This window comes from Pseudomonas sp. RL (assembly GCF_000647775.1).
Classification (GTDB): Bacteria; Pseudomonadota; Gammaproteobacteria; order Pseudomonadales; family Pseudomonadaceae; genus Serpens; species Serpens flexibilis.
This window is the reverse complement of the sequence record NZ_JBOY01000004.1, coordinates 39449-52196: the sequence shown is the minus strand read 5'-3', so window position 1 is coordinate 52196 and position 12748 is coordinate 39449. Positions and strand designations below refer to the sequence as shown.

Annotated in this window: 10 protein-coding genes; 1 reads left to right on the top strand and 9 read right to left on the bottom strand. The window is 63.2% G+C overall.

The annotated features are described in order from the left end of the window. Window positions 1-150: 150 nt before the first annotated feature. Together AS93_RS0101115 and AS93_RS0101110 are read right to left on the bottom strand one after the other, a co-directional pair. The gene (locus AS93_RS0101115; RefSeq protein ID WP_027588854.1) at window positions 151-924 is read right to left on the bottom strand and encodes an NERD domain-containing protein; all 774 of its coding nucleotides are present in this window, start codon (window positions 922-924) and stop codon (window positions 151-153) included. A 180-nt stretch (window positions 925-1104) separates the two neighbouring features. After that, entirely contained in the window at window positions 1105-1593 is a 489-nt protein-coding gene (locus AS93_RS0101110) for a hypothetical protein (RefSeq protein ID WP_027588853.1), read from the bottom strand. 70 nt (window positions 1594-1663) lie between these two features. On the opposite strand from AS93_RS0101110, the gene AS93_RS0101105 reads away from it, so the two are divergent. Beyond that, complete coding sequence (locus AS93_RS0101105) at window positions 1664-2032, top strand: hypothetical protein (RefSeq protein ID WP_027588852.1); 369 nt, start codon at window positions 1664-1666, stop codon at window positions 2030-2032. A gap of 48 nt (window positions 2033-2080) precedes the next feature. Here the strand turns inward: AS93_RS0101105 and AS93_RS20485 are convergent, their stop codons facing one another. The 7 genes from AS93_RS20485 to AS93_RS0101070 form a co-directional block, all read right to left on the bottom strand. Then, complete coding sequence (locus AS93_RS20485) at window positions 2081-3472, bottom strand: restriction endonuclease subunit S (protein WP_218185746.1); 1392 nt, start codon at window positions 3470-3472, stop codon at window positions 2081-2083. Next, complete coding sequence (locus tag AS93_RS0101095) at window positions 3465-5012, bottom strand: N-6 DNA methylase (protein ID WP_027588850.1); 1548 nt, start codon at window positions 5010-5012, stop codon at window positions 3465-3467. Before AS93_RS0101095 ends, AS93_RS20485 begins: the two co-directional genes overlap by 8 nt. Further along, the gene (locus AS93_RS0101090; RefSeq protein ID WP_027588849.1) at window positions 5009-6175 is read right to left on the bottom strand and encodes a Fic family protein; all 1167 of its coding nucleotides are present in this window, start codon (window positions 6173-6175) and stop codon (window positions 5009-5011) included. Before AS93_RS0101090 ends, AS93_RS0101095 begins: the two co-directional genes overlap by 4 nt. A gap of 73 nt (window positions 6176-6248) precedes the next feature. After that, window positions 6249-9725 (bottom strand): type I restriction-modification system endonuclease, encoded by a 3477-nt coding sequence (gene hsdR, locus AS93_RS0101085; protein WP_027588848.1) that lies wholly within the window; start codon window positions 9723-9725, stop codon window positions 6249-6251. A gap of 117 nt (window positions 9726-9842) precedes the next feature. Beyond that, on the bottom strand, window positions 9843-10748 hold the full coding sequence (locus tag AS93_RS0101080; RefSeq protein ID WP_027588847.1) for a hypothetical protein: 906 nt from the start codon (window positions 10746-10748) through the stop codon (window positions 9843-9845). Then, the gene (locus tag AS93_RS0101075; RefSeq protein WP_027588846.1) at window positions 10748-11485 is read right to left on the bottom strand and encodes a DUF3944 domain-containing protein; all 738 of its coding nucleotides are present in this window, start codon (window positions 11483-11485) and stop codon (window positions 10748-10750) included. The genes AS93_RS0101080 and AS93_RS0101075 overlap by 1 nt, the downstream gene beginning before the upstream one ends. A 108-nt stretch (window positions 11486-11593) precedes the next feature. Next, window positions 11594-12472, bottom strand: a complete 879-nt coding sequence (locus AS93_RS0101070; RefSeq protein WP_027588845.1) for a PA4780 family RIO1-like protein kinase — start codon at window positions 12470-12472, stop codon at window positions 11594-11596. Between the last annotated feature and the right edge of the window lie 276 nt (window positions 12473-12748).

Below are 12748 nucleotides of genomic sequence, written 5' to 3'. Positions count from 1 at the left end.
GCACCGCGCTGGGGGGAGCGGTGGACAATCGCTGCGCGAGTTTTCCACCCTACGAGGCCGATCCACACCGGACCCGTAGGAGCGACTTCAGTCGCGAGCTTCCGGTCGGTGCCTGCACGAAAGCCCGATGGTCAGGCTGAACTGAAAGCCTTACCCCAACGGCTGGTGGGCGCGGCACTTCGGAAAGGTGCTGCAACCCCAGAATTGCTGACCGGCCTTCGGACCGCGCTTGATGTTGCGAATGACCAGCGCGCTGCCGCAGCGCGGGCATTGGCGGGTCGCGGTCGGATCACTGCGCTGCCGGAGCCGTTCGACATGCTCGCGCCGCGTCGCCAGCGTTGGAGCCAGGCGGCCGCCTTGCAGCGCCTGAACCATGGCCTCGACCTGCGCGTCGGAAAACACCGGCTGCTGAAAGGCGCGGATATGGCGAATGAAACCGATGCCTTCCGTCACGTTGGCTGGCATTGGCGTTTTGAAGCTGCTGCCACCGACAAACACGATCACGGAATGAATATGCTCGGGTGCGACGCCCAGCGCCGCTTCCAGCGCCTTGAGGTGCTTGTGGTTCTGCCGCAGCGGGTTCTGGAACCTGAAGCGCCGCTTGTAGAGTTGCTGTGTCCACTGGGCTTGCTTGTCGCCGCCGAAGATCCAGCCGCTCATGTTCTTGGTTTCCACCACGAAGATGCCGAAGGGCGAAACGAAGACATGGTCGATCTGGGTCGTGCCATCCGGCGTGGACAGGGTTACGTCATGCAGGCGCCGATAAACCTGGCGGTCGAGTTGGTAATGGGCGGACAGCCGCACCAGTTGCTCACCGATCCAGCCCTTGAACCACGGGCTTTTCAGCAGCACCACCAGCAGCATCATGGGAATCAGCCAGATCATGGCGCTGATCAAGGGTTGAAGAATGGCGTGGGTGATCATGGCGGTCCCTGCTGCGTGAAGGACCTGAACGTTGCCTCGGTCCCATGGATGGCGCCTGGCATCTTAAGAGCGCCTGGACGAGGAGGCTGTGCGCCTGTTCCCGGTGCGCAACAGCGTCAGGGCCGAACCCTGTTCCGCCGGCTGACGGTGGGACAGGGTGTGCCATCGGCGATACGAGGTTCAGACAGCCCAGATGCGCACGCTGGCGGAAGACAGGGCGACGTCTACGGCCTGCCCCTCCTGGCCAGCCCAGTTTTCCGCTCTGAGCCGCGCTCCCACACGGGTTTCGGCGTGGCCTTCATCCAGATGCGGGATCACCAGGATGAAAAGACGGGTCGAGCAGTCAACCTGCTGCAAGCGCTCGATATCGTTGCGGATGGACCAGTCGCCTTCCAGACACTTGGACTGTGAGTAGTCACCCAGGCATTTGATCTCGGCAACCATCGTATTTCTTCCCTGCTCATCGACAGCGTACAGATCGGCCTTTTTGCCGTTGCCGATATCGGCGTCGGTCCAGATTTCCAGATTGTCGTAGAAATAGGCGTAGAGGCTGAGTTCGGCCTGAATCCAGTGCTCACGGCAGCTTTGCAGTTGCAGTACCTGCTCCAGGCGGTAATCCATGGCCTTGAACGCGCGGTTAAAAAGGCCGATCCAGTTTGATGTATTCACACACAACGACTCCTTAATGGCGTTTCGGCATTATACGACTGGCGTAGGTGTCTGAAGGAGCAAAGGAGTCATGGACGTATCGCTGGTTGAGTCGTTAAGGGAACGTTACCCGCAGGTGTTTGGTGAGCTGACGCGCGCAGAGGCAGGCAATGGCTGGTATTCGCTCCTCGATCGGCTGGGTGCGGAGTTGTCGAGCGGGCCTGGCCCGTATTCCAGCATCCGCCTTTTCAAGGAAAAGTTTGGAGAGCTGCGCTTCGGCAAGGTGAGCGTCCGGCCGGAGCACTGGCAACTGCTGGACAGGGTTACCGAGCAAAGCCGGTCCGTTTGCGAGATATGCGGGGCCAAGGGAGCCATGCAGCCTCGGGCCGTCCGCGTTCGTTGCCCGGGACACGCACAGGTTGAGCATGCGGATGGCCGGGTGAGTAGTGGCGGTGGATGAGGCTGGCCGCCGTGCTCGGCGGCCAAGGCGAGCCTTGACCGCCCTGCATCAGGCCGTGGCCTTGCGGCCGCGCTTGGCCTTGGGCGCGGCGGCGCGCTGGGCCTGGATGCGCTCCAGCAGCACGCTGGCCGGTTCGTCGTTCGGGTCCTGGGGCACCAGCTCGCCGCGGAAGGCCTTGGCCAGGATGCTCTGGGTCAGGCGGTCGATACGGGCCTGGGCGGTGGCGACCTTGGCTTCCAACTGATCGGCGAAGGCAAAGAGCTGTTCGACGCGGCGGACGATTTCGGTTTGCTCATTTAGAGGAGGGATGTGAACTTCTAGAGGATATATTTTTTCACCTGAAATTACTGGCTGGGCGGTGGAAGAGATGTTGCTCCTTAGGTTGGTTCCCTTTAGGAGCCAGTATGCAAAATTCGAGTCGATAAGCTCTTTTGGGTAGTTAACGATTAATGCGTTATCGGTAACCCATGCTTTATTAGGGGTCATATGCACTGAGCCGCAGTAGTAACCGACCCGGCCGATGACAATCGCCCTGTTAAACATGTTTGCAACAGAGTGGATGCCGTTTACCCCATTTCCGCCATAGACAGGAATACTTCCTGAAGTATCCATTTCTTTAGCTGTTAGTCCGTCGCCAGAGCGAACGGAAAATAACGACCCTAGTTGGATTTTGATCCAGCCAGGTATTTCACTTGCTATAGGATTTCGAAGGTTTTTTCCTTTCGGCTTAAAGCCGGAATTTTTGATAGAGCAGGCATAGCTCTCAACTTCACAGGGAGGAAGAATACGATCATGGCCGCGCCAATTCTCCGTCAACCGCCCGGAAACCGCCGCAGCGAGGACTGATTGGCGGAAGCGTTTGAGCAGCGCGGGGATGGCGTCGATGCGGGCCTTGAGGGTATCGACCTGGGCCAGTAGTTCATCGAGTTTTTGGGCGATGCGGGTTTGTTCGGCTTGTGGTGGAATAGGGAGCTGAATCTCGCCAAGTTTTCCACGGGAAATTCGCTTGCGGGTAGTTCCAGAAGAGTTTATATGAATTTCATCTCTGACTGATTTGGAGTTTAAGAAGTACATCAGGAATTTGTTCGATATTCCAGTCTCGCCCACACGGAAAATGGCAACATCGACAACAGTCAGACAGCGTTGAGGTAGCTCGGGCATAAGGCAAGCTCGCCCAAGTGGGTCAGGCATGCGTGCGATCAGAATGTCACCGGCTTTTACTTCGGTGCAATTTAAGGTGGCGAATTTTTCGTCATTCACAAATCGTGAAGATTTATTGATAAAAGAGCCATCGCCAATGTCGGCAAGCTGTATTAGCCTGTTTTGGCCTTCAGGGTCCTGGTCTTTGCTTTCGACCCAATCACCATCAGAAAAAAGACTGCCTGTACCTAGAAGTTCATTCAGCGTTGCGCTTGCCCACCCCTTCGGCAACTCACTCATCCCCATCTTCCTCCACCACCGCCAACCCCATCACCTCCGCCAGCATCCGCTTCTGCTGCTCCGCCTCATCCCCGGCCCCCAGCGCCTGCATCAGCTGATCCAGCTCGCGCAGCGCCTCGGTCAGCTCTGCCATGGCCTCGCCGGCCAGCACGTCCGGAGCGGGCAGGTCGGCGGCGTCCAGGCTGTCGGCGTCCTTGAGCCAACTGATGTCCAGCGAATCGCCGCGTTCGCGGATCTGCTCGCGGGTAAAGCAGCGGAAGCGGCTGGTCTCGCCGGCACCTTCCACGTTCTCCGTGCGCGGGCTGTTGCCGTTGGGGTCGCTGCCGTAGGCGTCCTCGAAGGGCTTCAGGTGCTGGGCGCCGAACGGGGTGCGCTTGCCGAAGCTGGGCATGTTGGTGCGCAGGTCATAGATCCATACCCGCTTGGTGCAGCCTTCGCTCTGCCAGGGATCGTCGGCAGTGCCCTTCTGGAAGAACAGCACGTTGGTCTTCACGCCCTGGGCGTAGAAGATGCCGGTGGGCAGGCGCAGCAGGGTGTGCAGGTTGCACTTGTCCAGCAGGTCGCGGCGCACGTCGGTGCCCACGCCGGCCTCGAACAGCACGTTGTCGGGCAGCACCACGGCGGCGCGGCCGCCGGGTTTCAGGCCCCGGTAGATGTGCTGCAGGAAGGCCAGCTGCTTGTTGCTGGTCTTGTAGGTGAGGTCGTCGCGGGTCGGGCCGCCGCCGCCCTTGGCGGTGCCGAACGGCGGGTTGGACAGGATCACGTCCACCTTGGGCAGGCTGGCGCCGGTCTGGCCCAGGGCGTTGCCCAGGCGCACCACGCCTTCCTCGTCACCTTCCATGCCGTGCAGCAGACAGTTCATCAGCGCCAGGCGGCGAGTGCCGGGCACCAGTTCGATGCCGATAAACGCCTTGCGGCGTTGGAACAGCTGCTTGTCCAGCGGCAGCTCGAACAGCTCGTCGGTGTGCTGCTTGATATAGGCGTCGGCGGCGATCAGAAAGCCCGCCGTACCGGCGGCCGGGTCCTGGATGATTTCACTCGGCTGCGGCTGGATGCAGCGGATGATGCTGTCGATCAGCGGGCGCGGGGTGAAGTACTGGCCGGCGCCGGACTTGGTTTCCCCGGCGTTCTTTTCCAGCAGGCCTTCGTAGAGGTCGCCCAGGCCGTCCTGCTTGGCGCTGAACCAGTCCAGTTCGTCCAGGTTCCTGACCAGTTGCTCCAGGTGGCGCGGTTCCTTGAGGCGGGTCTGCGCGTCGGCGTAGATGGCGGCGATCAGCGGGTCGTGGCTCTGGCCAAGCTCCAGCAGCATCTTGCGGTAGTGGTTGAGCAGCCCCAGCCCGGATTTGCCGGTCAGGTCCGGCCAGCGCGCGCCTTCGGGCAGGCGGTGGGCGAAGCGGCTGTCGCTCTGGGTCTGCTCGTATTCCATCTTGATGAACAGCAGCAGCACCAGCTCGGTGACGTAATCGCTGTAGTTGATGCCGTCGTCACGCAGGATATCGCAGAGGTTCCAGAGCTTCTGGACGATGTCGGATTGGGTCATGGGGTACTCGGGGTCGGGGCCGGGCTGGTGCCGCCGGGCCGGTTGATCTGATAGCGGGTGCTGCGTCCGCCACCGGGCAGGCGCACGAGGCAGCCCTTGTCGAGCAGGTCGCTCAGGTGGCGGGTGGCGGTGGCCTTGGAAACCTGGGCCACCGCCTGGTATTGGGCGGCGCTGATGCCGCTTTCGAAGCCGCGTTCGCCGCCGTCGAGCAAGCGGTTGAGGACTTTCACCTGTTCGGCGGACAGCGCCACGTCGCGGTGCGCGTGCCAGAAGCGCGCCTTGACCAGCACGCGGTCGATGCGCGCCAGGGCCCGCTCCAGGCTGTCCAGCAAGGTGGCGAGAAACCATTCCAGCCAGTCGGTGATGTCCAGGCCGGCCTTCTGGCTGGCTTCCAGTACGCGGTAGTAGCCCGCGCGATCCTCCAGAATGCTGGCCGACATGGCGTAGAAGCGGATGGCCTGGCGTTCGCCCTGGGCCAGCGCCAGGTCGGTGAGCGCGCGGGTCAGGCGGCCGTTGCCGTCATCGAAAGGGTGCAGGGTGACGAACCAGAAATGGGCGATGCCGGCGCGCAGCAGCGGGTCGAGGCTGGCCTCGTGGCGGCTCTGTTCGAACCAGCGCAGAAACGCGGCGAGCTGCTCTTCCAGTCCCTGGCGCGGCGGTGCCTCGAAATGCACGGTGGGCCGATCCTGCCGACCGGACACCACCTGCATGGGCTCTTCGCCGCGCAGATCGCCCACGCGGACGCGGCTGGCCAGGGGGAAGTCATCCGCCGGAAACAGCCAGCGATGCCAGGTGTACAGGCGTTCGACGGTGAGCGGCTGGTCGTAATGGCGGGTGGCGTCGAGCAACAGCTCGGCCAGGCCTTCGCTGCGCGGGCTGGGCCGGCCTTCCACGGCAAGGCCCAGACGGCGGGCCAACGAGGAGCGTACCGAGCCGACATTGAGCGTTTCGCCCTCGATGGCCGAGGAGGTGACGATGTTCTGCAGCAACGTATCCAGGCTGTTGTGCGCCTCGGCCTCAAGGCCGACCGCGCCGGCCATGCCCAGCAGCTGACCCTGGGCCTGGGCGCAGGCGCGCAGCGGGGCGGCCAGACGGTCAGCCTGCCAGGTGAAACGGGGCCAGTCGGGGTGCTGCCAGATCCAGGTATGCATGGGCGTCTCAATCGGGCGTGAGCCGAATAACCGGTCTATTCGGCTCATTGGGTGAGCCGATTATGCGAGCTATTCGGCTCACCGGCTAGCCGACCCGCGGCCACAGGTGCTCATTCAGCACCTCCAGCACGGTATCCAGCCGGTCATCCAGGTGCTTGTTCACCAGGCGCAGGCCGCCGTGGGTGGCGAAGGCTTCGTTGAGCTGGTCGCGGTCGAGCACTACTTCATGCACCAGCTGCGTGGCCAGGCGTTCCAGCCACTTGCGCTGGGGCTGGGTCCAGGCGTGCAGGGCGTAGATGCGCTGCATGGCCTGCTGCACGCGCTGCTCGAAGGGCATCAGCGCCTCTCCGATGGCGGCCTGGCGGATGTAGCCGATGATGCTGGCGGCGATGTCCTGGTTGGTGGCGTTGCGCCAGGCGCTCTTCAGGCTGGCTTCGCTGAAGCCGGCGTCGTCCAGCAGCAGGCGCACTTCGCGCAGCTGCTCGCGGGTCAGGTCGCGGGGACGGTTGACCACCACGCCCAGCGCCGCGGACTGGTTGAGCTTGTTGCGGATGAAGGCGTTGAAGTCTTCCAGGTAGTCCGCCGGCTTCTGATGCTGGCCGTAGTTCTGCTCGCGGGACAGCAGTTCGTCTTGGTGAGTGGAGATGACCGGGTAATTCTCCGAGGCCAGCAGGGCCTGCACGTTGGCCAGTTGTTCCAGCAGGCGCGTGTGGGTGCGCACGAACCGTGCGGCCTCTTGAGGACCCAGGTCATGCAGGTGCTTGTGCAGCTCGGCGGGCGGGACGCCCCACAGTTCCTCAAGTTCGCCGAGCCGCTGCCTGAGCGTCGGCTTGTGTTCGGCCTTGTGCTGCGCCTTGCGCAGGATGCGCATGATGCGCTGGCTGAGCTGGTCGAGCACGTCATGGGCATGGCTGCTGCCTTCCTGGCTGCCGGGAGCCTCCAGGCTGGCGCTGTCGGTCAGCTCCGTCACCAGCTGCTCCAGCGGAATGTCCGGGTTCTTCACCAGCGGCTTCATGGTGTCCACCGGCTCCAGCGCGGCGTACAGGTCCACCGGGTCGAAGATACGGAAGACGGTCTTGCCGATCTCGTCGCAGCGCCGGGTGGCGCGGCCCTTCATCTGCTCGTAGAGGATGCGCGAGCGCACGCGGCGCATGAACACCAGGTTGCCGATGCGCGGCACGTCGATGCCGGTGGTGAGCAGGTCGACGGTGATGGCGATGTTGGGAAAGCGCTCGTTCTTGTAGCAGCGGATGAGCTGTTCCACACGGTCGCTCTGGCCGGTGATGATCTGCACGGCGGCCTGGTTGTACTGCGCCTCGTACAGCTCGGAAAAGGCTTCGTCGAGCAGGTTCTTCACGCGCTCGGCGTGCTTCTGGCTGACGCAGAAGACCATGGTCTTCTCTTCGCCGAACGGGTCGAGGTCCTTGGCCAGCTCCGCGCAGATCACCCGGTCGAAGGATTCGTTGATCACGCTGCGGTTGAACGACTCGATGTGGAAATTGAGCTCGTCCTCCAGCTCGGCGGTTTCGATTTCCCCCGTCTGGGCGTCGAGCAGGTTGACGGTTTCGCCCTGGGCAAAGTGGATGCCGTTCTTGGCCAGTTGGGTGACGTAGCGGATCGGTGGTTCGTGGTCGATCAGCCAGTCGTCCGCCACGGCTTCGCGGTAGCTGTAGGTGAACACCGGGCGGCCGAAGATCTCGCTGGTGTGCTTGGCCGGGGTGGCGGTGAGGCCGATGCGGCAGGCGTCGAAATAGTCCAGCACGCGGCGGTATTGCGAGAGGTACTGGCTGACATCGCGCACCGCCAGTTCGCCCTCGGTCATTTCCTGATCGAGGGTGTAACCGCGGTGGGCCTCGTCGACGATGATGCAGTCGAACTGGTCGATGGGCGGCGGATTGTCGGACTGGAAGATGCGCTTGACCATCGCCTGCACGGTGGCCACCTGCATGCGGGTGGCGGCTTCGGCGGCCATGTCGCCGAGCGTCTTGATGTCGTAGATCTGCGCCAGCGTCTGGTTCTGCTCCAGGGTCATGTCGTTGAAGGCTTCCAGCGCCTGCTGGCCCAGGGCGGTGCGGTCGACCAGAAAGAGGATGCGCTTGAAGCGCTCGGCTTTCAGGAAGCGGTAGAGCAGGCCGATGACTGTGCGCGTCTTGCCGGTGCCGGTGGCCATGGCCAGCAGGCACTCGCGCCGCTGGTTGGCCAGTGCCTGTTCCACGGCCTGGATGGCCTTCTCCTGATAGGGGCGCAGCCTCAGATAAGCGAAGCCTTCCTGCTTGAGGCGGGCTTCGGCGTCTTCGCGGCTGCGCTTGAGCAGGTCGAGCAGGCCTTGCGGAGTATGGAAGCTGGGCAGCGGGCGACGGATGTTGGCCGGGCTGCGCAGGTCGCGGAACCAGGTGCCGGACTGTTCGGCCAGTTGCTTGATGTATGGGCGGCCGTTGCAGGCGAAGGCGAAGGGTACCTGGAAACCGCCGCCCTGGCCGTCGGTCCAGGGCTGGCCCTGACCGGCCAATTGCCAGGCGGCGTGCTGGTCGGCGCTGACGCGGTAGTCGCGGGCATAGCGCTCGGCCTGGGGAATGCGGTCGGCGATGTTGATGCGCTTGCGCTTGGCTTCGACGATGGCCACCGGGGTGAGGCCGATGAACAGCACGTAGTCGGCGCAGGCCTTCGGACTGCTGGTCGGCCATTCGGCGATGGCCTTGTTCTTGCCCTTTTCCGGGCGCGCGCCCTTGCTGTAGGTGAGGTCGAGCGAATCGGCTTCCCAGCCGGCGTCGATCAGTTGTTGGTCGATGAGGATGCGGGTGAGGTCTTCCGACAGATCGAAGCTGCTGCTGGCCTGCTGGGTCTTGTGCAGCACCTGCTGGCTGGCCTGGGGCTGGGCTTCCAGCTCCTGGCGCAGGGCTTTCAGGCTGTGTTCATGCTCGGCGCGCAATCGGGCCAGCTCCGCTTCGTGAGCGGCGGCCTGCTGTTTATAGCGACGGGCTTCGGCATCCATCTGCTCGGCCAGTACGGCGTATTCCTCGGCCTCGCGCCTGAGCAGCTCGGCGAGCTGCTGATTGGACTCCAGCTGTTCGTTCGATTCGAGCAGGCGCGCTCGGAGCTGCTCGATCTCGCCGTGCAGTTCGCGCAGCGGCGCGCTCGGGTCGCTGGGCATGACAAAGGCGCCGGCCTTGAAGCCGCTGCCCGCCTTGCCCAGCGCCTTGTGGTACCAGACGCAGAGTTCACGGGCGACTTTCAGCCCGTCCAGCGCCTCGCGGTGCTGGGTGCGGAACTGGTGGGTGGCCTTGTTGCCCTCGATGCGCAGGGTATGGAACAGGCTGACGATGTTGCGATCGAGCTGGATCTCGCGGCCGAGCTTGTAGAGCAGATCGGCCTGGGTGGTGGTGGCGTCGAATTCGATGCCGGCGCGGCTGGCCAGGTCCTGTGCCAGCGCCTCGCCGAGCTGGCGCAGCTTGATCAGCGTGGTGTTGGGGTCGCTGGCAAAGACCTGTTCAGCGGTACTGGCGAGCTGCAGGAAGACGGGGTCGTGTTCCTGGAGGAAGGCGAAGTTACTGCTGGCGGCCATGCTCGATCCTTGGTGCGACTGCGGCACGGGGGAGCTTAACCAAGATGGCCGGCCAATGGCCATGATTGTTCCGGTGTCAGCCACGGGCGTTGGCCCGGGACTGCCGCTCGGTTGTCGTCAACGCGCGTGGTCGGGCGGTTCCACGGCCAGGCGTCCCGATGGCAGGGAGAGCAGCAGGCGATTTTCCTCGGAGCCGATCAGTTGCTCGGCCTTGTGTTCGATGCGATGGAAGATTTCCGCCTTGTCACCGATGCTGCCGCGCACCAGCGCCCGATGCTGTTCGTTCAGGAAGCCCTTGTAGAGGCCCATGGCGGCCTCGTAGCGCTGGGTTCCGTCCAGCAGGATCTGCTCGGCCAGGCGGGGCTTGCCGATGCGCGAGGCCAGCAGGTATTCGGTGTGAATGCCCAGCGGCATGATCTCCATCATCATGTGGGCGAAGTTGATCACCAGTTCGTAGTGCCGGTTGCTCAGTTCCTGGGTGTTGCGCGCCAGGTTGAGGATGTTGTCGATGAACGAGAGCGCGTGGTTGCGTTTGGCGGCCACGGAGGCGAGCAGCGGATAGGCCACTTCGCGGATTTCGTCGGCCAGGCTGCGGTCTTTCAACAGCGTGCGGGCGACTTCGACACCGCCGATGTAATCGGTGATCTTGTCCATGTAGTAGACGATGTTCTGTGCATGCAGATCGCGGGAAATCTCGTCCACCGTGCTTTGGATGCGGTCCAGTTTCGCCGCCAGGTAGCGGGTCTGGATGATCAGCGCGCCGAGAATGATGCAGGTCGAAGCGGCGGTGGCGATTACCGTGGTCATCTGCGCCGCCTTGATGGCTTCCTCGGCGGACTTGATGGCCGTTTCCTTGAAGGGCAGGTGCTGGATGATGCCCTTCTTGCCGCTGCCCTCCGCCCAGTAGGCGACGCCGTCGTGAATGACGGCCTTGCCTGAGGCCAGCGCCTCGCGGAGCTTGTCGGACAGGGCCGCCTCGTCGAGTACCCAGATTTTTTGCAGCAGATCTACGGTGGCGTTCATCAGAAGCGGTCCTGTTGTTCGTACTTGCGGCGCATATAGGCGATTTGAATGGTGGCGGGCACGGTGACCCGGTAGGCGGTGCCGGTGATCATCGGTACGGCCAGAGCAACTGCCGCCAGGGGGCCGGCAACGACCCCCGCGCCGCGTTGGGCGAGGAGACCGACTGCGCCGGCGCCAACCGCCTTCAGCGAAAAGGGAGAGAAGACGGCCTGAGCCGACTGGGCCAGCCAGGACGACCACGCGAGGGAACCCGAGCTGCTGCGGATCATTTTATTGACCAGACTCCAGCCAGCGCCTCCCAGCGCTTCCATTTCGAGGCTGTCGAGGGTGGCCTGCCGCTGGTCTTCCGACATTTCGCTCCAGGACAGCTCGACCAGCCGCTCGATCAGGCTGTTCTCTACGTCGTAGGTGCTGCCTTGCTTGTCGTACTTCACCTTCAGCTTGCCACAGACATCCGTGAGCACTTCCCGATAGGGAACACCCTGACGCCTGAACAAGTTGACCAGCGTATCGCCGCCGAAATGCTGCAACTCGCCGGCGACCAGCTTCCAGGATTTGCGCCACTGATCGGGCTGGCCGTTGCGCGCCTTGAAGTCCGGGTCGGCCAGGATCTCGCTGGCGATGCGCTCATCGCCGTCCTTGTCATAGATGATGAATTCGGCCAACTGACGAATATCGTCTTCGGTGCAGTATTGGAGAAAGGCCAGGTCGTCGTCCGGTCGGTAGGTGATACCCATTGCTCACGCCCCAGGGTTTTTGTTGCTTAAGAAGAAAAGGGAACTCGTCCATGAGGCGTTGCTGGGCAGACAGCTGTCGCCCCGGAACCGCAGGTGCCTGCGACTCCGCTAAGCCATCCACGGCGGCATGGGCTCGGTTTCCTCCGTCTCTTTCAACGCCGCTTCCTTGCGTGCCTGATCGGCGAGGGCCGCCTTGATTTCCCGCAGCACCGCGTCGACATCCGCCGCATCCTCGGGGTCGGCGAACTCGCCCGACAGCGGTGTTTCGGGCACTAGCTTGCCTTCCTCGTACAGCGCCCACATTTCCTGGGCATAGCGGGTGTCGCGCAATTCCGGGGCGTATTGCCCGAAATAGGCCGCCATGTTGGCCACGTCCCGCTCCAGCATGCTGTAGGCGTGGTTGTTGCCGGCGGCGTCCACGGCCTGGGGCAGGTCGATGATCACCGGGCCCTCGAGGCCGAGCAGCACGTTGAATTCCGACAGGTCGCCATGCACCAGGCCGGCGCAGAGCATCTTGACGATCTCGCCGATCATGAAGGCGTGAAATTCGCGAGCATCCTCCGGCAGCAGGTCGACGTCGTTGAGGCGCGGCGCCACCTCGCCGTAGCCGTCGGTGACCAGCTCCATGAGCAGCACGCCGTCCTGGAAATCGTAGGGCTTGGGGACGCGCACGCCGGCGTTGGCCAGGCGGAACAGTGCGGACACCTCGGCGTTCTGCCAGGCTTCTTCCTGTTCCTTGCGACCGTATCTGGAGCCCTTGGCCATGGCCCGGGCGGCGCGGCTGTTGCGTACCTTGCGGCCTTCCTGGTACTCGGCGGCCTGGCGGAAGCCGCGCTTGTTGGCCTCCTTGTACACCTTGGCACAGCGCAGCTCGTCACCGCAGCGCACGACGTACACGGACGCTTCCTTGCCGCTCATCAGCGGGCGAACCACTTCGTCAATCAGGCCGTCCTCTTGGAGAGGCTCCAGTCGTTTCGGTGTCTTCATCGGGTCCAGGATGGGGCGGTGGAGGGATTCGGTGTGGCGGACAGGCGTCGCGGCCCGACGATGTGGGCCGATTATGGAGACTATTCGGGCCGGGGGCTAGGCGGGGGCGGTCGTAGCCGCGGTTGTGAATCCGATGCGATCAGTGTTTCTTTTTTTGACTGCTCACTGCCCCTTCGGCCAGCTCCCCATCGGCGATGTTGGCTTGGATGTGCTTGCCGATGTTCTGCTTACTGGTCTGATATAGCTCGGCCATTTCCAGTTGCCTCAGCGCGGTGG